The 21,080-nt window shown below is 65.2% G+C and carries 15 protein-coding genes and 1 riboswitch; of the genes, 8 read left to right on the top strand and 7 right to left on the bottom strand.

What is annotated here, in order from left to right:
• Positions 1-40 precede the first annotated feature (40 nt).
• Positions 41-1,792, bottom strand: a complete 1,752-nt coding sequence (msbA, locus tag LV28_RS29885) for a lipid A export permease/ATP-binding protein MsbA (protein ID WP_038618485.1) — start codon at positions 1,790-1,792, stop codon at positions 41-43.
• A gap of 163 nt (positions 1,793-1,955) precedes the next feature.
• Here msbA and recQ point away from each other — a divergent pair, with 163 nt between their 5' ends.
• Positions 1,956-3,764 (top strand): DNA helicase RecQ, encoded by a 1,809-nt coding sequence (gene recQ / locus LV28_RS29880; protein WP_023594655.1) that lies wholly within the window; start codon positions 1,956-1,958, stop codon positions 3,762-3,764.
• 78 nt (positions 3,765-3,842) lie between these two features.
• Entirely contained in the window at positions 3,843-4,640 is a 798-nt protein-coding gene (locus LV28_RS29875) for a glycosyltransferase family 2 protein (protein ID WP_369798643.1), read from the top strand.
• Between the two features lie 50 nt (positions 4,641-4,690).
• On the opposite strand, the gene LV28_RS29870 is transcribed toward LV28_RS29875, so the two are convergent.
• The gene (locus LV28_RS29870) at positions 4,691-5,542 is read right to left on the bottom strand and encodes a glycosyltransferase family 2 protein (protein WP_023872069.1); all 852 of its coding nucleotides are present in this window, start codon (positions 5,540-5,542) and stop codon (positions 4,691-4,693) included.
• A gap of 94 nt (positions 5,543-5,636) precedes the next feature.
• Entirely contained in the window at positions 5,637-9,224 is a 3,588-nt protein-coding gene (gene dnaE / locus LV28_RS29865; RefSeq protein WP_023594652.1) for a DNA polymerase III subunit alpha, read from the bottom strand.
• A gap of 346 nt (positions 9,225-9,570) precedes the next feature.
• Here dnaE and LV28_RS29860 point away from each other — a divergent pair, with 346 nt between their 5' ends.
• Together LV28_RS29860 and gluQRS are read left to right on the top strand one after the other, a co-directional pair.
• Positions 9,571-10,464: a sulfurtransferase gene (locus LV28_RS29860; RefSeq protein ID WP_031627107.1), complete on the top strand. Its 894-nt coding sequence runs from the start codon at positions 9,571-9,573 to the stop codon at positions 10,462-10,464.
• A gap of 116 nt (positions 10,465-10,580) precedes the next feature.
• Positions 10,581-11,519 (top strand): tRNA glutamyl-Q(34) synthetase GluQRS, encoded by a 939-nt coding sequence (gene gluQRS / locus LV28_RS29855; protein WP_048806711.1) that lies wholly within the window; start codon positions 10,581-10,583, stop codon positions 11,517-11,519.
• 232 nt (positions 11,520-11,751) lie between these two features.
• Here the strand turns inward: gluQRS and LV28_RS29850 are convergent, their stop codons facing one another.
• Both LV28_RS29850 and LV28_RS29845 read right to left on the bottom strand, forming a co-directional pair.
• Positions 11,752-13,254 (bottom strand): DEAD/DEAH box helicase, encoded by a 1,503-nt coding sequence (locus tag LV28_RS29850; protein WP_038618489.1) that lies wholly within the window; start codon positions 13,252-13,254, stop codon positions 11,752-11,754.
• Between the two features lie 258 nt (positions 13,255-13,512).
• A complete protein-coding gene (locus tag LV28_RS29845; protein WP_023872074.1) occupies positions 13,513-14,580 on the bottom strand; it encodes a bile acid:sodium symporter family protein in 1,068 nt (355 codons plus the stop codon).
• A gap of 206 nt (positions 14,581-14,786) precedes the next feature.
• On the opposite strand from LV28_RS29845, the gene LV28_RS29840 reads away from it, so the two are divergent.
• The 3 genes from LV28_RS29840 to wrbA all read left to right on the top strand — a co-directional run bounded on the left by LV28_RS29840 (position 14,787) and on the right by wrbA (position 17,153).
• Positions 14,787-15,755: a LysR family transcriptional regulator gene (locus LV28_RS29840; protein ID WP_048806428.1), complete on the top strand. Its 969-nt coding sequence runs from the start codon at positions 14,787-14,789 to the stop codon at positions 15,753-15,755.
• A 215-nt stretch (positions 15,756-15,970) separates the two neighbouring features.
• Positions 15,971-16,264 carry a hypothetical protein gene (locus tag LV28_RS29835; protein WP_023594646.1) on the top strand — a complete coding sequence of 98 codons (294 nt, stop codon included), beginning with the start codon at positions 15,971-15,973 and terminating at the stop codon, positions 16,262-16,264.
• A 256-nt stretch (positions 16,265-16,520) separates the two neighbouring features.
• Positions 16,521-17,153 carry an NAD(P)H:quinone oxidoreductase gene (wrbA, locus tag LV28_RS29830; protein WP_038618492.1) on the top strand — a complete coding sequence of 211 codons (633 nt, stop codon included), beginning with the start codon at positions 16,521-16,523 and terminating at the stop codon, positions 17,151-17,153.
• A 103-nt stretch (positions 17,154-17,256) separates the two neighbouring features.
• Here wrbA and LV28_RS29825 read toward each other — a convergent pair whose 3' ends face one another.
• Complete coding sequence (locus LV28_RS29825; protein WP_048806429.1) at positions 17,257-18,114, bottom strand: OXA-62 family carbapenem-hydrolyzing class D beta-lactamase OXA-151; 858 nt, start codon at positions 18,112-18,114, stop codon at positions 17,257-17,259.
• 285 nt (positions 18,115-18,399) lie between these two features.
• On the opposite strand from LV28_RS29825, the gene LV28_RS29820 reads away from it, so the two are divergent.
• The gene (locus LV28_RS29820) at positions 18,400-20,070 is read left to right on the top strand and encodes a hypothetical protein (RefSeq protein WP_048806430.1); all 1,671 of its coding nucleotides are present in this window, start codon (positions 18,400-18,402) and stop codon (positions 20,068-20,070) included.
• Positions 20,071-20,200: 130 nt separating this feature from the next.
• On the opposite strand, the gene LV28_RS29815 is transcribed toward LV28_RS29820, so the two are convergent.
• A complete protein-coding gene (locus LV28_RS29815) occupies positions 20,201-20,656 on the bottom strand; it encodes a carboxymuconolactone decarboxylase family protein (RefSeq protein WP_023594642.1) in 456 nt (151 codons plus the stop codon).
• Between the two features lie 291 nt (positions 20,657-20,947).
• A riboswitch (TPP riboswitch) is annotated at positions 20,948-21,046 on the top strand.
• The last annotated feature ends 34 nt before the right edge of the window (positions 21,047-21,080 follow it).

Raw genomic sequence — 21,080 nt, 5'->3', positions numbered from 1 at the left:
GCGGGGCAGGTCCCTGGCGCCTGCGACGCAAGGAACGCCCTCAGGCTTCCTGTTGCTGGGCGTACTGGATACGGTGCAAATGGGCGTAAAGGCCATTATGCGCCACCAGTTCGTTGTGCGAGCCCTGCTCCACGATGCGGCCATGTTCCAGCACCACGATGCGATCGGCGCGCTCGATGGTCGACAGACGGTGCGCGATCACCAGCGTGGTGCGCCCTTCCATCAGTACCTCGAGCGCCGCCTGCACGTGACGCTCGGACTCCGAGTCGAGGGCGGAGGTCGCTTCGTCGAGGATCAGAATCGGTGCGTCCTTGTAGATCGCGCGGGCAATCGCCAGGCGCTGACGCTGGCCACCCGATAGGCGCATGCCATTGTCGCCCACCATCGTCTGCACGCCGTCGGGCATGGCCGCGACCGCATCGGCGAGATTGGCCGCCCGCAGCGCCGCCTGCACGCGCTCCGGATCGATTTCCTGACCGTAGGCCACGTTCGCGGCGATGGTGTCGTTGAACAGCACCACGTCCTGGCTCACGAACGCGATCTGGCTGCGCAGGTCGGCCAGACGTAGTTCGTCGAGCGGCATATCGTCGAGCAGAATGCGCCCGCCGGTAGGATCGAAGAAGCGCGGCACCAGATTGACCAGTGTCGTCTTGCCGCTGCCGGACGGCCCCACCAGCGCCACCATCTCGCCGGGCGCGACATCGAGCGAAATCCTGTCGAGCGTCGGACGCTCGGCCGCACCGTAATTGAAGCTCACCTGATCGAACGTCACGCGCCCCTTGGCGCGCTCGAGCCGGCGATCGCCGCCCGTGGGCTCGACTTCCACGTCCATCACGTCGAAAATCAGCTCGGCGGCCGTCACACCGCGTTGCAGCGGCTGGTTGACGTCCATCAGATGCTTGAGCGGCGAGACCACCAGCAGCAACGCTGTCACGAAGGCGGTGAAGCCACCCACGGTCATCTCGCCCGATGACGATTCGATCATCGCCACTGTGATGACGATGGCCAGCGCGAGCGACGCGAGCGCCTGCGTGACCGGTTGGGCAAGCCCGCCCGACACAGTCACGCGCATGGCGTAACCGCGCAGCGTGCCGGTCATCTTGTCGAAACGCGACTTTTCGTAGGCTTCGCCGTTGTGGATCTTCACGACCTTGTAGCCGCCCACCGCCTCTTCGACCACGTACGACAGCGCATTGGTCAGCGTCTGCTGCTCGCGATTCAGGCGGCGCAGACGACGGTTGATCTTGCCGACCAGCCAGCCGATGAGCGGCAGAATGACGGCCACCACGAGCGTGAGCCGCCAGTTCAGATAGAACAGATAGCCCAGCAGACCGACGACGGTGAGCGAGTCGCGCACCAGCGTGATGAGCACCGTGGTCAGCACGCCGAGCACCTGGTTGACTTCGTAGACGATGGCGTTGATGAGCGTGCTGGTCGTCTCGCGCTGGAAATACGCCGCCGGGGCGTGCAGCAGACGCTCGAACATCCGCACGCGCAGGTCGAGCAGCACGCGGTTCGACACCCAGGAGAGCATGTAGTTGGCCGAATACTGCGCCAGCCCCCGGATGACCGCCAGGCCGATGACCGCGGCAGGCACGTACCACAGCTTCCACGGGTCGCCCCCCGAAAAGCCCTTGTCGAGCACCGGCTTGAGAACGGCCGGGATGGCGGCTTCCGTTCCCGCCACGAGCGCCATGGCAAGAACGGCCAGCAGGCCCATATGCCAATAGGGCTGGAGATAGCCCAGCAGACGGCGAAGAATCGGGCCGGTGGGCTTGTGCGTTGCGCTCATGTAAGTCGGGAACGGCGGAAAAACCGCTATTCTAACGTACCGGCCGGTCTCGCCGGGACGTGTCCGAGCGAGACTCGGACGCCGCCGCAAAATTCGCCGCGGAGCCCGCGATCCGGGTCGTCTGGCGCGCCGCAGTGCGGGGGGAACCGGTATACTCCCGCCCATGGCAAGCGCACTCGAAGTCCTCCGTACCGTATTCGGCTATAACGCATTCCGTGGCGATCAGGCCGCCATCGTCGACCATGTGGCCGACGGGGGCGATGCGCTCGTCCTGATGCCCACCGGCGGCGGCAAGTCGCTGTGCTATCAGATTCCGGCGTTGCTGCGCCCCGGTATCGGTATCGTCGTCTCGCCGCTCATCGCACTCATGCAGGATCAGGTCGATGCGTTGCTGCAAGCCGGGGTGCGCGCCGCCTATCTGAATTCCAGCCTCGGCTTCGACGAAGCGCTCGATACCGAGCGCCGCGCCGCACGCGGCGAGCTCGATCTGCTGTACGTCGCGCCCGAGCGCCTGCTGACCGAGCGCTTTCTCGATCTGCTCGACCGGCTCGACGAGCGCGGGCAACTGGCGCTGTTCGCCATCGACGAAGCGCATTGCGTCTCGCAATGGGGCCACGACTTCCGCCCGGAGTACATCCAGCTCTCCGCACTGCACGAACGCTATCCGCGCGTGCCGCGCATCGCGCTGACCGCCACTGCGGATGCCGCGACGCGCGACGAGATCCAGACCCGCCTGGGACTGACCGAGGCGCGCCTTTTCGTCTCCAGTTTCGATCGGCCGAACATCCGGTATGAGATCGTCGATCGCGACAATCCCCGCAAGCAGTTGCTCGCCTTTCTCGGGCGGCATCGCGGCGAGGCCGGCATCGTCTACTGTCTGTCGCGCAAGAAGGTGGAGGAGACGGCAGCCTGGCTCGAGACTCAGGGTATTCCGGCCCTGCCGTATCACGCTGGGCTCGATGCCGAGGTCCGACGCACGCACCAGCAGCGGTTCCTGCGCGAGGAAGGGCTGGTCATGGCGGCCACGGTCGCCTTCGGCATGGGCATCGACAAGCCGGACGTGCGCTTCGTCGCGCATCTGGATCTGCCCAAGAGTCTCGAAGCGTACTATCAGGAGACGGGGCGCGCGGGACGGGACGGCGAGCCGGCCGAAGCTTGGATGACATACGGGCTGAACGACGTGGTGGTCCATCGCAGCCGCATCGACGAGTCGAATGCGCCCGAGCTGCAGAAGCGCATCGAGCGGCAAAAGCTCGACGCCCTGCTTGGCTATTGCGAGGCGCCGCGTTGCCGACGCACCGTGCTGTTGTCATATTTCGGCGAGACGAGCGAGCCTTGCGGCAACTGCGACGTCTGCCTGAACCCGCCCGAAGTTTTCGACGGGACCGTCGCCGCTCAAAAGGCCCTCTCGGCGATTCTCCGCACGGGCCAGCGTTTCGGCGCCGGTCACCTCATCGATCTGCTGCGCGGGCGCAGTACCGACAAAATCCGCATGTTCGGTCATGAGTCGCTGCCGACATTCGGCGTGGGCGGTGAACTCGACGATCAGGGTTGGCGCGCCGTCTTCCGCCAACTGATCGCCCACGGCCTGATCGAGCCGGACAGCAGCCAGTACGGTGCGCTCACGCTCAACGCGGCGGCCAAGCCGGTGCTCAAGGGAGAAACGACGCTGATGCTGCGACGTCAGCGCGCCGCCGTGGGCAAGAAGGGGCGGTTTGCCGGTTACGCCTCGGCGCCGGCAATCGAGCTCGACGTTGCCGATCAGAAACTGTTCGAAACGCTGCGCGCCTGGCGGCAGGACATGGCCAAGACACAGCAGGTGCCGGCTTACGTTATCCTGCATGACCGCACCCTGCGCGAACTCGCACAGCGCCGTCCGCGACATCGTGAAGGGCTGGCCGATATTACCGGTCTCGGCGAAGCGAAAATCGAGCGCTATGGCGAAGCCCTCGTCGAGCTGCTCAATGCCTAGGCGCGCGACGCGTCGATCCGACCGGCGTCGACACCACGTCCGGGCCTCGGCCCCGATATTGCTATTTCGTGAGCGTTCATGACCGAAACCTCATTGTCCGCTGCGCCGTTGAGTGCCGCTGCGGCGCAGCGCCTGCCACTGACGGTGACGATCCTCACGCGCAATGAGCGCCACAACATCGCCGAGTGCATCGCATCGGTGCAATCGTTTGCGTCGCAGATCGTCGTGGTGGACAACGCGAGCACCGACGGCACCGCCGACATCGCCCGCGCCGCCGGCGCCGAGGTGTATGTCACGCCTGATTGGCCGGGTTTTGGCCCGCAGAAGAATCGGGCCTTGTCGTACGCCACGCAACCGTGGGTCCTTTCACTCGATGCCGACGAACGCGTAACGCCCGAGTTGGCGACCGAGATCGCGGCCGCGCTCGGCGACACTTCCCGTGCCGGCTACCGCATGCCCCGGCTGTCGCAGTTTCTGGGCCACTGGGTGCGGCACTGCGGCTGGTATCCCGACCATGTGCTGCGGCTATTCCGCCGCGAAGCCGGACGCTTCTCCGACAATCTCGTCCACGAACGGGTGATCGTCGACGGTGCGATCGGCACGCTGTCGCACCATCTGCTGCACTACAGCTACACGGAAGCGCGTCAGGTTGAGGACAAGATCCAGCGTTACGCGCGCGCCGGCGCCAAGGAGATGGCATTGCGTGGCAAGCGGGTCTCGCCGCTCAAACCGTGGATCAATGGTGGATGGGCCTTTGTTCGCACCTACTTCCTGCGCCGAGGCTTCCTGGATGGCGCGACCGGCGCCGCCATCGCACGGATGAACGCGCGCAGCGCCTTTCTGAAGTACGATCTGCTGCGACGCGGGGAGAGCTGACGCGTCCCAGGCGGAACGGCGGTCGCGGCCTGCGCGTCCGCGCCGGCGCGTTACCTGGCCAACGCCCGCTTCACGCGGGAACGGAAAAGCTCCCAACGCAACTTCCCGTCCTCGACGGGCTCGGCCAGGCGTCCGTCATTGCCGGCCGGAACCGGCTTGCCGCGACGCAGGTAGTAGCGATCGAAGATCGACTGTGTCATGCCCCACTTGCGCAGAAACTGGGTGCGTCCGTCGTTCTTCACAACCTTGCCCGTGCTCTTGCACTGGAAGTGATACACGAGGCTCGCGCCCACGCCGACGAAACGCCGGGCGCCCGCGGCCCACATCTTCATGGAGAAGTCGTTGTCGCTGCTCATCCCCGGGCTCAGCTCGGTGCTGTATCCGCCCACCAGGAACCACCAGTCGCGATGCACGAGGGTCGGCGGCCAGGTGGCGCCAAACCAGTCGGGCTTGCGGTAGTTCGGCACGGCGGCAAGCAGCGCGGCTTCGTCGAACGTGTCGACCTCTCGGCCGAAGTCATGTACCAGCACACACGGATTGCCCGTGTCCACCGGCTCGATCATCGTGCCCGACAGCATGAACGCGGTGTCCGGCATCGCTTGCGCCCGCTCGATCAGCGCGGTATCCCACCCGGGGCAACAATACATGTCGTCGTTCAGATAGACGATGTACTTCTCGCGCGCAAGCGCCGCCGCCTGGTTCACCGCGTAACAGATACCGATGTTGTCGGGCGATGCGGTATGTTCGAGGCCCTCGGCACGCACCCAGTCGAGCGAACCATCGGAACCATCGTTCACGTGCACGATGATCTGGTGGGCGTAGCGCGAGTTCTGGCGAATACTGCGCACGCAAAGTTGCAGCAGCGCCAGGTTGTTCCACGTCGGAACGATGATGGAGAACATCGGGGTTTCCTTGTTGTGTCTTTCGGCGGCGGCGCAACGCGGCGCCGCACAACGCTGCCGATCCTGCGCGCATTCCGGCGCCGGACCGCTCGTGTCAGTAGATGATCTGCACCGAGTCGGTCGTGAGCCACTGGCGAAGTTCGCCGAGCAACTCGTCGCCCGGCTGCACCTTCCAGTCGTCGCCCAGCCTCGACTCGCATTCGGCGTCCGGGCGGCGATACACGATGTGCACCGGCAGGCCGTTCTGCTTTTCGCCGTCACCATCGCCGTTGCCGCTACCGTTGCGCCGGCCAAAGCCACCACCGCCACCGCCGTTGAACCCGCCGCCACCATTGAAGCCGCCACCACCACCGCCCGCCCCGGCCGTCGCGGCCACGCGATACATCGTGCAATGCGGCTGGAGGGTGGCGCGCAGGCGCGTCCAGTCGGCATTGCCGTTGAACGACAACTTGAGCGCCCGCGCAAAACGTGCACGCGCACGGCCGAGGTCCATCACGCTTTCGGTGGTGAAACGCAGCCCGCCCGTGAAGCTGTCCGGCCGCGCATTGCCCTGGACGATCAGCAACTCGTCTTCCTTGAACAAATGCTTGTTGGCCTCGAACTGCTCATTGAAGATCGTGACTTCGAGCGTGGACGTGCCGTCATCGAGCTGCACGATCAGCATCTTGCCGCGCTGGGTCATCATCGTGCGCATGCTGGAGATCACGCCGGCGACCAGCTTGTCGCGGCCGTCCGTGAGGTCGCGAATCCGCGTGCGCACGAAACGCCGCACTTCCTCCACGTAGGAGTCGAACATGTGCCCCGACAGATAGAAGCCGAGTGCCTGCTTTTCTTCCTGCAGCTTGCGCTTGTCGGTCCAGGCCGGCTCGTCGGCCAACTCCAGCGGCGCCTGAAGGCTCTCGTCGCCGAGATCGAACAGGCTGACCTGATTGGCCGCGGCGCTCGCCTGCTCCGCGGCCTCCATCGCCATCGGCACCGATGCCATCAACTGGGCCCGGTTTTCGTGAATCGTGTCGAACGCCCCGGCGCGAATCAACGCTTCGATGGTGCGACGGTTCACGACGCGACGGTCGATGCGCGCGCAAAAATCGAACAGATCGGTAAACGGCTTGCCTTCGCGTGCCCGCAGGATTTCCTCGATGGCCGACTGACCACTGCCCTTGATGGCGCCCAGACCGTAGCGCACGGTTTTCGCGTCGGCCGGCTCGAAGCGGTAGGCCGAGACGTTCACGTCGGGGGGCAACACACCGAGACCGTTCGCCAGGCAGTCCTCGTAGAGAATCTTGACCTTGTCCGTGTCGTCCATGGCCAAGCTCATGTTGGCGGCCATGAATTCGGCAGGATGGTGTGCCTTGAGCCATGCGGTGTAATACGCCAGCAGCGCGTAGGCGGCGGCGTGCGACTTGTTGAAGCCGTAGCCCGCGAACTTCTCCATCAAGTCGAAGATTTCGTCCGACTTTTCACGCGTGAGGCCGTTGGCGGCGGCCCCCTTGGCGAAGATCTCGCGGTGCTCGGCCATCTCCTCGGCCTTCTTCTTGCCCATCGCACGACGCAGCAAGTCGGCGCCGCCGAGCGAGTAACCGCCGATGATCTGCGCCATCTGCATCACCTGCTCCTGATAGACCATGATGCCGTAGGTCTCCTGGAGCACCGGCTCGACGCGCGGATCCGGGTATTCCACCTTTTCCCGGCCATGCTTTCGCGCACAGAAGCTCGGAATCAGGTCCATCGGGCCCGGACGGTACAACGCCACGAGCGCGATGATGTCTTCGAAGCGGTCGGGCTGGGCATCCTTCAACATGCCCTGCATGCCCCGGCTTTCCAGCTGGAACACCGCCACCGTATTGGCTTTTTTCAGAATGCTGAACGCCGCCGGGTCGGTGAGCGAGACCTGATCGAGCGACCAGTCCTTCATTTCCGGATGCAATCGCTTGATGTAGCGCTCCGCCCAGTTCAGGATCGTGAGCGTGGTCAGTCCCAGAAAGTCGAACTTCACGAGGCCGACCGCTTCCACGTCGTCCTTGTCGTACTGACTCACGACCCCACTGGCGTCTTCGCCGCCGCCCTGCGTGTAGAGCGGGCAGAAGTCGGTCAGCTTGCCCGGGGCGATCAGCACACCGCCCGCGTGCATGCCGACGTTTCGCGTCAGCCCCTCGACACGCTGCGCCAGCTCGATCAGTTGCTTGACTTCATCTTCCGTCTGATAGCGCTCGGCCAGTTGCGGCTCTTCCTTGAGCGCGTCGTCGATGGTGACGTGCTTGCCGGGCTTGAACGGGATCAGCTTGGAGATGCCGTCAACGAAGTTGTAGCCCAGATCGAGCACGCGACCCACGTCGCGTACCGCGGCCTTGGCTGCCATCGAGCCGAAGGTGGCGATCTGCGAAACGGCGTCGGCGCCGTACTTCTCTTTCACGTACTGAATGACCCGGTCGCGCCCATCCTGGCAGAAGTCGATGTCGAAGTCGGGCATCGACACGCGTTCCGGGTTGAGGAAGCGCTCGAACAGCAGGTTGTATTTGAGCGGGTCGAGGTCGGTAATGCCGAGCGCGTAGGCAACGAGCGAGCCCGCGCCGGAGCCGCGACCCGGCCCCACCGGCACGCCGTTGTTCTTCGCCCACTGAATGAAGTCGGCCACGATCAGGAAGTAGCCGGGAAAGCCCATCTTGATGATGGTGCCCGTCTCGAATTCGAGCCGCTTGTAGTAATCGGGACGCTGCTTGTCGCGCTCGGCCTCGTCGGGGAAAAGCAGCTCGAGACGCTTCTCCAGCCCCTCCTTGGACAACTGTACGAGGTAGTCGTCGAGCGACATGCCGTCGGGCGTCGGGAACAGCGGCAGCTTCGGCTTGCCCAGTTCGAGCGTGAGGTTGCAGCGCTTGGCGATCTCGACGGTGTTGGCGATCGCCGACGGCACGTCTTCGAACGCGGCGATCATGTCGTCCTGCGTGCGGAAACTCTGGTCCTGCGTGAAGCGCCGTACTCGGCGCGCATTGCCGAGCATCTCGCCTTCCGAAATACACACGCGCGCTTCGTGCGCCGTGAAATCGTCGGCCGTCATGAACTGGATCGGGTGCGTGGCCACGACCGGCAACCCGGCCCTGGCCGCGAGCTGCACGGCCTGCTGCACGTACGCCTCCATGCCCGGCTGGCCCGTGCGCTGCAACTCGATATAGAACGCGCCCGGGAATACGTCGGCCCAATGCCTGGCGCATTGCAGCGCCAATTCCGGATTGCCCGCCGCCAGCGCCATGCCGACGTCGCCCATCTGCGCGCCTGACAACGCCAGCAGACCGCGCGCCAGACCGTCGGGCTGCAACCACGACGCGTCAATTTCCGCCCGCCCGCGCCACTGGTTGCCCAGCCATGCCCGGGAAAGCAACTGGCAGAGGTTCAGGTAGCCTTCACGGTCGCGCGCAAGCAGCAGCAGCCGCGAGGGCTTGTCGCGGTCGGCCGGGTTCGTGATCCAGGCATCGCAGCCGATGATCGGCTTGACGCCCTTGCCGCGGGCTCCCTTGTAGAAACGAATGGCGCCGAACATGTTCGCGAGGTCGGTGAGCGCAAGCGCGCCCTGACCGTCCTTGGCGGCGGCCTTGACGACATCATCGAGCCGCACGATGCCATCGGCGATCGAGTATTCGGAATGGAGGCGGAGGTGGACGAAGCGAGGTTCTGACATGGGCGACATTGTAACGCGCCCTCCCCGTCTTCAGCGTCTTCCGGAATTCCGAAATCGCCGCGTCTGCCGGGTGACGGACTGCCACGCGCCGCATGAGCGAATAAAGGAATCGCCGAGCGCGCGCGCTATCCAAAATAACAGGGGGTCGCGCAACAAGGTCTCGTCGCCGCACCGCGTCCTGACCACCGATAACAGCGCGCCCCACCCCGCGACGCGCGCCGACGCGCCATGTCCCGATCTCCGGCGGCTTGCCGACGGCACCCGGGGGCGATTTGCCCTGAATCAAGCACGAACGTGTACCGAATCGGCGATAATGGCGCTTTATTGTTTCACGCATCCTGCGAATTCCGTTGCCATGTCCATCGTCAATATCGCTGCGTACAAGTTCGTCACGCTCGACGACATCGCGACCCTGCGTCCGGCCCTGCTCGAACGCTGCCAGGCACTCGACCTGAAGGGCACCATTCTCCTCGCGCCGGAAGGCATCAATCTGTTTCTCGCCGGCGCGCGCAATGCCATCGATGCGTTTCTCGCCGGCCTGCGGGCCGACGCCCGCTTCGCCGATCTCGAGGTCAAGGAAAGCCTCTCGGACACGCAGCCGTTCCGGCGGATGCTCGTGCGCCCCAAGAAAGAAATCATCACGATGAAGATGCCGGTCATCAAGCCGGCGGACGGTCGCGCCCCCGGCGTCGACCCCGTCACGCTCAAGCGCTGGCTCGACGCCGGGCAGGACGACGAGGGCCGTCCGGTCGTGATGCTCGATACGCGCAACGATTTCGAAGTCGATGTCGGCACGTTCGAGAACGCCGTCGATTATCGCCTCGCCAAATTCTCGGAATTCCCCGACGTGATCGCCGCGCATCGCGCCGAGTTCGAGGGCAAGACCATCGTGTCGTTCTGCACGGGTGGCATCCGCTGCGAGAAGGCCGCAATCTACATGCGCGACATCGGCCTGGAGCACACCTACCAGCTCGACGGCGGCATTCTCAAGTACTTCGAGGACGTGGGCGGCGCGCACTATCAGGGCGACTGCTTCGTATTCGACTACCGCACAGCGCTCACGCCCGAGCTCGCCCCGTCCACGACGAAACAGTGCTTCGCATGCCGTGCCGTCGTCACGGAACAGGCGCAGCGCAGCGCCGAATACATCGAAGGCGAACAGTGTCCGGCGTGCGCCGGCACCCGTACGAGCGCCGATGCCCAGGCGCAGGCGGCCGAGCGCGCCGCGTCGCTGGCGGCGTCGGCCTGAGCGCATCGGTGAACCGTTTGCCGGCGAACGGCGCGTGCTCACCGGATGGCCCCGCGCCCCGGGGAAACGACGGGCATCCGGCGCGTGAAGCGCGCGAGACCTGCGACGTGGGGGATGTGCAAGCCGCTCCCGAAGGGCCGGAAGCGTCTCACAGCCGATCCTCGCGCAGCCAATACCGCGGCCGCTTTGCCCCCTCGCCAACCGGGCCGCTGCATCGCGGCTCGCTCGTCACCGCGCTGGCCAGTTGGCTCGATGCCCGCGCCCATGACGGCATCTGGATGGTGCGCATGGAGGATCTGGACGAGCCGCGGTGCGTGCCCGGCGCGGCCGACGACATTCTACGCACCCTGGAACGTCTGGGTCTGCACTCGGACGAGCCGATCGTCTGGCAAAGCCAACGCCATGCGCGCTATGAAGCCGCGTTGGCCTCGCTCACGGCCCGCGGACGGATCTATCCATGCGGCTGCACGCGCCGCGAAATCGCCGATTCGCTCACGCGCGTGCATGCGCGTCACACCACACTCGCGTACCCGGGAACCTGCCGCGACGGCCTACATGGCAGGACGGCCCGCGCATGGCGTCTGCGCGTGCCCGACGGCGACGCCGCGCGCATCGACTTCGAGGACCGCTGGATGGGCGCGCAGTCGCAGAATCTGGCCACGGAAGTCGGCGACTTCGTGCTCAAGCGCGCCGACGGTCAGTGGGCTTACCAGTTGGCCGTGGTCGTCGACGATCAGTCGCAGCACATCACCGATGTCGTACGCGGCGCCGACTTGCTGGATTCGACGGCGCGTCAGATTTATTTGCAGACCTGTCTCGATGCCCCCACGCCGCGCTACCTGCACGTACCGCTCGTGATGGCCGACGACGGCGAGAAGCTGAGCAAGCAGAATGGCGCCTCGCCGCTCGCGCTGGAAACGCCGGACGCCGTGCTCGCAGCGCTCAGGGATGCCGCGCGACACCTCGGCCTGCCGCCCTCGCTCGCCACGTTATCGCACCGCGAGGACTTCTATGCCGCGGCGACCCAGGCGTGGCGGGAGCGATGGGGCCAATAGGCCCAGGAAGAACAACAGGTCGCCACACTGTCCAGCAACACGTGACGGGCGCCGACGATTCAATCGCAAACCGGCCGGATCGGCCTGATCGGCCCGATCGACCCGATCAGTCGCCAGGCCGCCCGTAACCGCCCCCTCGCCAGCGTTCCGCCAACAAAAAAGCCAGCGCATTCGCGCTGGCTCATTGTTATCGGCGGCAGACGGGGCTCAATCCGACACGACGTCCAGGCCCTCAGTTGCCTGCCTTGCGGGGGAACCCCGCGAGCAGGGCGGCGACCTGCCGCTTCGGTGCCTTTTCCGGCAGCGCGCCGAATGCCGTCGGAGCGCCGGCCTCTTGTGCGGCACGGTTGCTGTCGCGTTGCGCGTCCGATGCGCTCGGCGACGGCTCGTACGGCTTGTAGAAGAATTCGTCCTCCGGGCGCACACGACGCGGCGCGCCGCTGCCACCACTGCGGCCAACACGCAAGCCTTCATGACGGCTGTGGCGCTCGGTGCGCTCAGTGCGCTCAGTGCGCTCGCCCCGGTCGCTGCGCTCGTAGCGATCGCCTCGGTCGTCGCGCGAACGGCTGCGGCGCTCCAGTGTCAGTTGGCCGCGCTTGAGCTCGCGCTTGATCAGCTTTTCGATTTCCACGAGCTGCTTGCGCTCGTCCGGCGCGCACAGCGAAATCGCTTCGCCCGACGCCCCCGCACGGCCCGTGCGGCCAATCCGGTGCACGTAGTCCTCGGCGTTGTAAGGCAGATCGTAGTTGATCACCCCAGGCAGATCGGAAATATCGAGACCGCGTGCGGCCACGTCGGTGGCGACCAGTGCGCGGATACCGCCCTGCTTGAAGGCCTCGAGTGCCAGCATGCGCTCGTTTTGCGACTTGTCGCCGTGAATGGCGGCCGTCACGATGCCATCGCGCTCGAGCTGACGCGCCAGACGGCTCGCGCCGATCTTGCTGTTGACGAACACGATGACCTGCTTGAGGTCGCGCTCGCCAAGGATCTGCACCACGGCGGCACGCTTGTCGTCTTCGTCGACCTCATAGACGGTCTGCTCGACCTTGTCGGCCGTCGCGTTGCGACGCGCCACTTCGATCGTGACCGGATTCGTGAGATAGCTCGATGCGAGCTTCTTGATCTCGTTCGAGAACGTCGCCGAGAACAGCAGCGTCTGACGCTGCTTGGGCAGCAGGTTCAGAATGCGTTGCAGGTCCGGCAGGAAGCCCATGTCGAGCATGCGGTCGGCTTCGTCGAGCACGAGCATCTTGACCTGGCTGAGGTTGACCGTCTTTTGCTCGACGTGATCGAGCAGGCGTCCCGGCGTGGCGATCAGGATTTCCACACCGCGGCGCAATGTGTCCTTCTGCGGGTTCATGTCGACGCCGCCGAACACCACGGTGTTGCGCAGCGGCGTGTGCCCCGCGTACGAGCGCACGTTGTCGGCCACCTGATCGGCGAGTTCGCGCGTCGGCGTGAGGATCAGCGCGCGCACCGGATGGCGGGCGGGCGATGCACTCGTGTTCGCGTCAGGGAGCAGCCGCTGGATGATCGGCAGGGAGAAACTCGCGGTCTTGCCGGTCCCCGTCTGCGCGGCACCCATGACGTCACGACCGGACAGCACCACCGGGATGGCCTGCGCCTGGATCGGCGTCGGCTGGGTGTAGCCCTGCTCGGCAATGGCCCGCAAGATGTCCGCATGCAGCCCAAAGCTATCGAAGCCGGGGGTCGGAACAGCATTTACATCAGCCATGATGATGGGACATCTCTTTAAAAAAACGGGGGCCGCCACGCGGAAGGATCCGCATCAAAGCTCACTCGCGAAGATTCAAGGGGCGCTGCGCGCCATGCTCAAGGCTGGCGCGAGAGGGGCCTGTCAGGGGACAGATGCGTCGGGCGCCGCCGGACCGGGGTGGTCGTCAAGAAGCGAAACAACCGCAATTCTAGCACTTGCGCACGACCAACGTGTGACAACGGCCCTTGCCGGGCCGTAGTGCGGGCGCGACGACGCTCAGCGGCCCGCGCCGGCGTTGGCGCTGCCGTCGGATTTCGCATCGCGCGCGACCGGCTTGGCGGCGCCGGCCTTGAGCGTCTTCGACGATTGCGCCGCACGCTGGCGATTTGCGTATCGCTGCGCCAACACGGCACACACCATCAGTTGCATCTGATGAAACAGCATGAGCGGCAGCACGATGGCGCCCAGCGGGCCGGTCGCGAACAGCACCTTGGCCATCGGAATTCCGCTGGCGAGGCTTTTCTTCGAACCGCAGAACACGATCGTGATTTCGTCTTCTCGCGAGAAGCCAAGCCAGCGTGCCGAGAAGGTGGTGAATGCAAGCATGATCGCGAGGATCACGGCGCAACAGCCAAGCAGGCCCAGCAGCGCGAGCGGCGGAATCTGGTGCCAAAGCCCCGTGTTCACGGCCTCGCTGAACGCCGTGTACACCACCAGCAGAATCGAGCCCTGATCGACGAACTTGAGCAGCCCGCGATTGCGTTCGACCCATTTGCCGATCGCCTTGCGCGAGAGTTGCCCCGCGATGAACGGCACGAGCAGCTGGAGCATGATGTTGCCGATCGAGTCGAACGGCGACGCGCCGGTGTTGCCGTCGTGATGAACCACGACCAGCCCGACCAGCAGCGGCGTAATGAAAATGCCGAACAGGCTCGACGCCGAGGCACTGCACACGGCCGCCGGCACATTGCCGCGCGCGATGGACGTGAACGCGATCGCCGACTGCACCGTTGCCGGCAGCGTGCACAGGAACAGCACGCCGAGGTATAGCTCGGGTGTCACCATCCAGGAGAGCACCGGCTTGAGCGCCACACCGACGATCGGGAAGATGGCGAACGTGCTGGCAAACACCAGCAGGTGCAGGCGCCAGTGCGTGGCGCCGGCGAGCACGGCTTCACGCGAGAGCTTCGCGCCGTGCAGGAAGAACAGGGCCGCAATCGCCACGTTGGTCAGCAGATTGAAGGCCACCCCGCCCTCGCCATGCGCCGGCAGAAAGCTGGCCAACGCGACGGTCGCCACCAGCATCAACGTGAAATTGTCGGGAAGAAAACGCGGTCTGGCCATTGTCGATCTCGAATACGCCTGAAAAGACAAAGCCCGTACGCCAGGACACGCACCGGCGGCATGTCGCCGCCTGCGGGTCTCAATCGATCGGCGGGCGATCGGAAGTGACCGGAAGTGTGCGCTCGCGATACGGGTTTTCACGTATTAGACCGCAAGGACAGTTAAAATACAAATTCATTTAAAAATTTTATTCATACAAAATTCGCATGAATATCTCGCTGCGCCAGCTCAAGGTGTTCCTCGCAGTGGCCGACCTCGGCAGCTTCAGCCGCGCCGGAGAGGATATTGGCCTGACTCAGCCGGCCGTCAGCCGTTGTATTCGGGAGCTCGAACAAGAACTCGGACTCAAGCTCGTGGACCGTACCACGCGGGAAGTCACGCTGACCGAAGTGGGCGCCAGCCTCTCCGCCACCCTCGCCCGGGTGCTCGACGAGCTGGAAAGCGCCCTTCGCGACACGCACGGCCTGGCCGAGGAGCGTCGTGGCCGGGTTCGCGTAGCCAGCGCGCCAACCATTTCGGCCAATCTCATGCCGGAATGTATTTCGGCCTGTGCCACTCGCTTCCCGGACATCACGCTGATGCTGCGCGACCAGGTCCAGACGCTGGCGACCGACAGCGTGCGTCATGGCGAAGTCGATTTCGGGGTAATCGTCGCGTCCGAGGGCACCGACGACCTCGTCGGCGAGCCGATCATGGTCGAGCCATTCCTGGTGGTGTGCGATCGCTCACATCGGTTCGCCGGACGGACGACCGTGGAGTGGAAAGCGCTCAATGGCGAGAAACTCGTGCTGCTCGACTATGCGTCGGGTAGCCGCCCGCTCATCGACCGTGCGCTGGCAGCGCATGGGGCTTACTGCCAGGTGGCGCAGGAAGTCGGACACGCCATCACCGTGTTCCGCATGGTCGAGGCGGGCATCGGCATCAGCATCATGCCGGCGCTTGCGCTGCCCACGATGCCCGGACCCAAGAACGACGGGCGGCTCATCGCCCTGCCGCTCGTGCCCCAGATCGACCGGACGATCACGCTCGTACGCCGCAAGAACCGCACCCTTTCGCCCGCCGCACAGTCCGTGTGGGAGCTGATCCAGCAGGTCACGGCCGCCTCGCCACACGCGCTCGCGGCCCCTTCCCGCAAGGCCGCACGCGGAGCGAAGACGGCGACACCAAAAAAATAACCACAAATAACGAATAAAGAGCACTATTGACCTACGATTGATCGATATTCAACGAAATAAGTCCAAGGGAATCGCAAACCGTCCGAGCATTGTGAGTGAGCGCCTGCTACAATTGTGGGGCGTCGACTCCCCCCCACAAAGCGCGTGACGGTCTCGCCATCGCGCCTCGACGCCATGCCCGCCCCCGGCGGGCATTGTGTTTCTCGTATGGCGTCATGGACTTGTTCATCAAATACTTCAGCCCGCTTTGGCTCTTCCATGCGGCGGCCGATCTGTCGTTCTGGCAGCGGCATCAACTCGACGCACGCATGCACGTCGTGAGTCGGTTCCTGTGGCGATATGTGATGCGCTGGAGCGTTGTAAGCGCCATGCTGCTCGTGCCCGCGGCCCTGCTGGCGCACGGCCTTGCCGCGACCGGGCTGGCACTGGCGGGTGGCGTATCGGCCAGCGTCGCGGTATTGATGGCGGCACTCGCGCTGGGTTGCCTCATCGGCTCGCGCCTGCGTTGATCCCCGCGTAACTCCCCGCTCGTCGCAACATCGCGCCCGCAGTGGGGGCAAGGCGCGAGCACCGCATCGGCATCAGGTCAGGATCGAGTTGGCATCCGGCCGGCGTCAGGTCCGCATCAGGAAGACAACACGCCGGCCCCGTGCCGCGCGTCGTCGCGCTCACGTTTCGTCATGTGCGTCGACTATGATGGAACGGCTCGCCTCGCGTGGCATGTCGCCCGCGACGCCAGCCTTCCTCGACCCAAAGGAGATTCCCATGGCCAATGCCAAGATCCTGGTGGTGTTCTACAGCATGTACGGGCACATCTACAAGATGGCCGAAGCCGTTGCCGAAGGGGCGCGCGGCGTCGCCGGTGCGGAAGTGAGCGTCATGCAGGTCCCCGAACTCGTTCCCGACGACGTGCTGGAAAAGAGCGGCGCGAAAGCGGCACGGGCAGCCTTTGCGAACGTACCGGTCGCGCGCGTCGATCAACTGCCCGACTACGACGCGATCATCTTCGGCACACCCACGCGCTTCGGCAACATGACGGCCCAGATGCGTAACTTCCTCGACCAGACCGGCGGTTTGTGGGCCAAGGGAGCGCTCGCCGGGAAGGTCGGCAGCGTGTTCGCCAGCACCGCCACGCAACACGGCGGACAGGAGACGACGATCACGAGCTTCCACACCACGTTGCTGCACCATGGCATGGTCATCGTGGGCGTGCCTTACACGGAACCCGCGCTGACCAACATGGCGGAAATCACCGGAGGCACGCCGTACGGCGCAACCACGCTGGCGGCTGCCGACGGCTCTCGCCAGCCGAGCGAGAACGAATTGAAGATCGCCCGCACGCAAGGCCGGCACGTGGCCGAAATTGCGGCCGCCCTCAAACACGGACGCGCACTGTAATCCTCGCCAGGCGTTGCGCGGTGGTCACGCCCGAAGGCGTTCCCACAGCGCAGCGCCTGACAACGGTAAACGGCACGCCCGACCACGATGCGCCGCCGCGCGATCAGATCAGCTTCAGGTCCTTCAGCACCGACTTCACGATGCGTGCCCGTTTCGGGGCGTCCGCCTCCGACAGCATGTCGATGTTGATCGCGACGCTGGCGATGTTGCCGTCGCGCTCGATCCACCCTACCCACCAGCCGATATCGGGCTTCTTGTCGACGAACCAGCCCGTCTTGCCGTGAAGCACATAGTCCGGCGTGGCTTCGACGATCGACATCTGGCGCACGATGTCCTGCGAGCGCGCAGAGAACGGCAACGTGCCACGCGCGAGACGCTGCAGGAAGTCCACCTGCTCACGCGCCGAAATCTGCAGACTGTCGTCGACCCAATAGGCGTCCGGCGCGCCGCCAATGGTGCGGTTGCCATACCCGACCTCGTTCAGCTTCGCCTGCGCGTACCGGCGCCCGATCTTGTGCGAGACGACCTGATAGCAGGGCAGGCATGACACGCGAAACGCGGTCCTCAGGTCCATCGCCGCGTTCCAGTTCTTGATGCGTCGCGGCTTGCCATCCCAGGGAATGATCGCGCGTTCGTTGTCCAGCGCCCCGGAGTCGAGCGCCAGCAGGCTGTTGAATATCTTGTAAGTCGACGCCGGCGACATGCGCTTCTCGGCACGTGCGGCGTCGTAGGCCTGATAGGTTTGCGTGCGTGCGTCGAGCACCACGATCGTGCCCTTCACGCCCTCCGCGGTGAACAGCTTGCCCCAGTCGGCGCGCTCGGTGATGCGCCCCGGCGCGGCTTTCGGCACGTCGGCCGCATAGGCCGCAGGGGTGGCGGCGAGCGTTGCGGGCAAGACGACCGCGCCGACCAGCCGCCGCCACAGGCCGGCACGCCACCGGCGAGAAATTATCGTATTCATTTCGTTGTCCTGATTTCATGGGAGGTTCGTCGGACATGCGGGACGTTGCGGACCCTCCGGGGCATCGCCGGCATGCTGTCAGGACGCTGGCCAGGCGCCGGTTCTCGAGAGCATATGCAGCTTAGTGCGGGTTTCGACAGACGCAAAGCAAAGCTACCGTAACCGACGTAACCGCCGTATCATCGGTGCGCCCCTCCCGAAGACCGTGAGATTGCGGCGCAGGCTGCACGCCGCCCCGGCGCGAAGCGGGCGCTTCTCCGACGTCATTCGACGAAACTCGACGCCATGCCCGACATTCCCGCCACCGACACGAACGTCAGCGCCACTGGCGCCTCCCCCCTCGCCGTACGCCTCGACGCGCCACAAACGATCAATGGCGAGGCGGTCCGCTACCAAAGCCTTTGGCTGCTCATGCGGGTGTATTACGCGGCGCTTTACGAGAATTCGCCCGTCTCGCTGGCATCGCTGAAGTCCCGCTTCGGACAGACGTCCGGTGCGGCGGGCGATCTGCGCATGCTGATCAGTCGCGCTTTTTCGGATTTCGCGCGCTGGCATGTCGCGGTCGGCTGGGGCGAGGATCGCCACGCCGACCCGCGTCTGCTGCCCACGCGCGGGCGTGGCAAAGGGCCGTTCTGGCTCGCGCCCCGGGAAATTCCGCGGGTCCGCGTGACGATTGGCAATGCCGCGCCGGACAGCCCGCGCCGCGCGATTGCCGCCTTTCTCGGCCTCCCGCAGGACACGGCGCCCGATACACACTCCCCCGCCCTCGATTACGTCATGCAGGACATCGCGTTCTGGCATCACCTGACGCTGGGCAAGCGCGACATGCAGGACGGCGTGTTCTTCGCGCCACCGCAAGCAAGCGCGCCGGGTGACGTGCGGCGTCAGCGCACGGGCGCCATCCCCTCGTTCCATGCCGCGCAGGTTTGCGCCGTCGACGACGTGCAGCGAGGCATCGCGCTGCTCGCCGAGACGATCGTCTGGCGCCGCATGGGCGACGCCGCACGCACGAAGCGGACCCTCACCACGCTGGCGGAAACGTTCGGCACGAACCCGCCGGGCTCGCCCACGCTGCGCGCCATGCACTGGATCGTGCAGGCGTGGCAAGCCTACGCGTTGCGCGACGAAGCCGGCGCGTTCGCCCATCTGCAACGCATCGGCGACGACACGACGCTTGCCCCGTGTCTCGTCTACAACCCGCGGATTCGCTTCGAGAGCCGAAATCTGCAGGCATTGCTGCATAAGTCGCACGCCGCCCGTCCGGGTCCGATGCCGGCGCGCGCCAAATCGGCCGCCGATGCGCTGGCCGCCTTTTCCGACGCGCTGCAGGCCGCGTTCGAAGGCGATTCGATCGAACTGGCGCAACACGTTGCGGCCAACATCGGGCTGACGCTTTGGTTGTTCTGGCAGGGTGCGCTCATCGACCCGGGACGCCGCCTCGCCGCCGCCGACGTGCAGCGTCAGGCGTTGCGCTGGATTGGCTTGTCCGAATGGATCTGCGACCGCTTCGGCGTGGGCGGCAACTCCGTCTGGAACACCGTTTTTTTATTGCGCATCGCGCGCGGTGCCGTGCCGGCACGGCGCGATCCCGATCTTGCAACGTTGCGCGCGAGCACGCCGCTCGCCGTCGACGCATTTCTCGACGCCGTGCAGCCGTTCGGCGCACCGTTTTCGCGCGCCAAGGGATTCACCCGCTGGACCGACGTGCTGGCCACCACGCTCGCCGATCACGAAGAGGGGCGTGTTGGCTTCGAGCCGTTGCAGCTCGCCAACCTGTGGTTCGAGATGTTGTGGTTCGCGCTGCACCAGGACGGCGACTCCCCGCAGGCGTTGCACGCGGCTCACTCGCTGGGAAGGGTGCTGCCGATGCTTCCGCCCCCCGATCGGCGCTTCTTTCGCGACGTGCTTCGGCTCGTGCCGCGCGAGTTTCAGCGCGAAGTCCGGCTGGCACAGTGAGTCTGCGCCACACGGTCGCGGCTCGCCCGCACATCGGTCACGCACGGTCGATCGGCGATAGTGCGCAAACGGAAGTCGCGCCGGGCCCGGCGCAGGCCCATCGCACCGCCAACGTGCATTCGGACGCAGTTCAGCGCACGCCGTGCGGCACCTTTGGCAGCGGTGCGCGAAATGCGATGGCCATCCGGTTCCACGCGTTGATCGTGGCAACGGCGAAGGTCAGGTCGGAGATCTCCTTGTCATCGTAATGCGCGCGCAGTTCGGCGAACACGTCGTCTGGCACGTGTCCGTCCTGCACGTTGGTGACGGCTTCCGTCCATGCGAGCGCCGCGCGCTCGGCCGGCGAATAAAGCTCCGTCTCCCGCCAGGCATCGAGCAGATGCACGCGGCGCGGCTCGATGCCGACTTTCAGCGCGTCTGTCACGTGCATGTCGATGCAGTACGCACAGCCATTGAGCTGCGAGGCGCGCAGCCACACGAGTTCGACGAGGCCGTCCGGCAGTCCGCAATCGTGGAAGTAGTGGCTCAGTGTGCTCAGGTATTCATACGGGCGCGGAGCGGCTTTGATGTAGTTCAGGCGCAGCATGGATGGTCCCTCCGTTCGATTGAAGTCAGTTCGGATCCGGCATTCACATCGTTGACGATACGCACCTCCTGCCTGAATCAAAAGAGCCAAAAGCGAATAAATTCGCCAGGCCAACGTCGGCCAAGTCGCCGACATCCCCGGTCCGGGGAACCGCGCGGCCCGCATTGTGCGCTCGCCAGCGAACCTGGCGTGGGGCGTGCGCGCATGACGCATTGCACCATCATCCGTTCACGTTTTTCGGGACACATCATGCTTGTGTTCGCCCGGCATGTCGGTGTATCGTTGCCGCAAAGCTAAGCGCAGGGGTCCTGCAACGTGAGTTGTGGGTGAGAAATACCCTTAGAACCTGATCTGGATAATGCCAGCGCAGGGAGCGTAGAAATTCCTCGCCCCCGTTCATGCTCCTGAGCCGCTTTGCGCCGAA

Source organism: Pandoraea pnomenusa (assembly GCF_000767615.3).
GTDB classification, from domain to species: domain Bacteria; phylum Pseudomonadota; class Gammaproteobacteria; order Burkholderiales; family Burkholderiaceae; genus Pandoraea; species Pandoraea pnomenusa.
The sequence above is the reverse complement of the archived record's forward strand: the minus strand, read 5'-3'. Positions and strand labels throughout refer to the sequence as shown.

Excerpts from the sequence above, each read along its gene's own strand:
- msbA (WP_038618485.1), bottom strand. The coding sequence starts at position 1,792 with ATGAGCGCAACGCACAAGCCCACCGGCCCGATTCTTCGCCGTCTGCTG.
- recQ (WP_023594655.1), top strand. The coding sequence starts at position 1,956 with ATGGCAAGCGCACTCGAAGTCCTCCGTACCGTATTCGGCTATAACGCA.
- LV28_RS29875 (WP_369798643.1), top strand. The coding sequence starts at position 3,843 with ATGACCGAAACCTCATTGTCCGCTGCGCCGTTGAGTGCCGCTGCGGCG.
- LV28_RS29870 (WP_023872069.1), bottom strand. The coding sequence starts at position 5,542 with ATGTTCTCCATCATCGTTCCGACGTGGAACAACCTGGCGCTGCTGCAA.
- dnaE (WP_023594652.1), bottom strand. The coding sequence starts at position 9,224 with ATGTCGCCCATGTCAGAACCTCGCTTCGTCCACCTCCGCCTCCATTCC.
- LV28_RS29860 (WP_031627107.1), top strand. The coding sequence starts at position 9,571 with ATGTCCATCGTCAATATCGCTGCGTACAAGTTCGTCACGCTCGACGAC.
- LV28_RS29850 (WP_038618489.1), bottom strand. The coding sequence starts at position 13,254 with ATGGCTGATGTAAATGCTGTTCCGACCCCCGGCTTCGATAGCTTTGGG.
- LV28_RS29845 (WP_023872074.1), bottom strand. The coding sequence starts at position 14,580 with ATGGCCAGACCGCGTTTTCTTCCCGACAATTTCACGTTGATGCTGGTG.
- LV28_RS29840 (WP_048806428.1), top strand. The coding sequence starts at position 14,787 with ATGAATATCTCGCTGCGCCAGCTCAAGGTGTTCCTCGCAGTGGCCGAC.
- LV28_RS29835 (WP_023594646.1), top strand. The coding sequence starts at position 15,971 with ATGGACTTGTTCATCAAATACTTCAGCCCGCTTTGGCTCTTCCATGCG.
- wrbA (WP_038618492.1), top strand. The coding sequence starts at position 16,521 with ATGGCCAATGCCAAGATCCTGGTGGTGTTCTACAGCATGTACGGGCAC.
- LV28_RS29825 (WP_048806429.1), bottom strand. The coding sequence starts at position 18,114 with ATGAATACGATAATTTCTCGCCGGTGGCGTGCCGGCCTGTGGCGGCGG.
- LV28_RS29820 (WP_048806430.1), top strand. The coding sequence starts at position 18,400 with ATGCCCGACATTCCCGCCACCGACACGAACGTCAGCGCCACTGGCGCC.
- LV28_RS29815 (WP_023594642.1), bottom strand. The coding sequence starts at position 20,656 with ATGCTGCGCCTGAACTACATCAAAGCCGCTCCGCGCCCGTATGAATAC.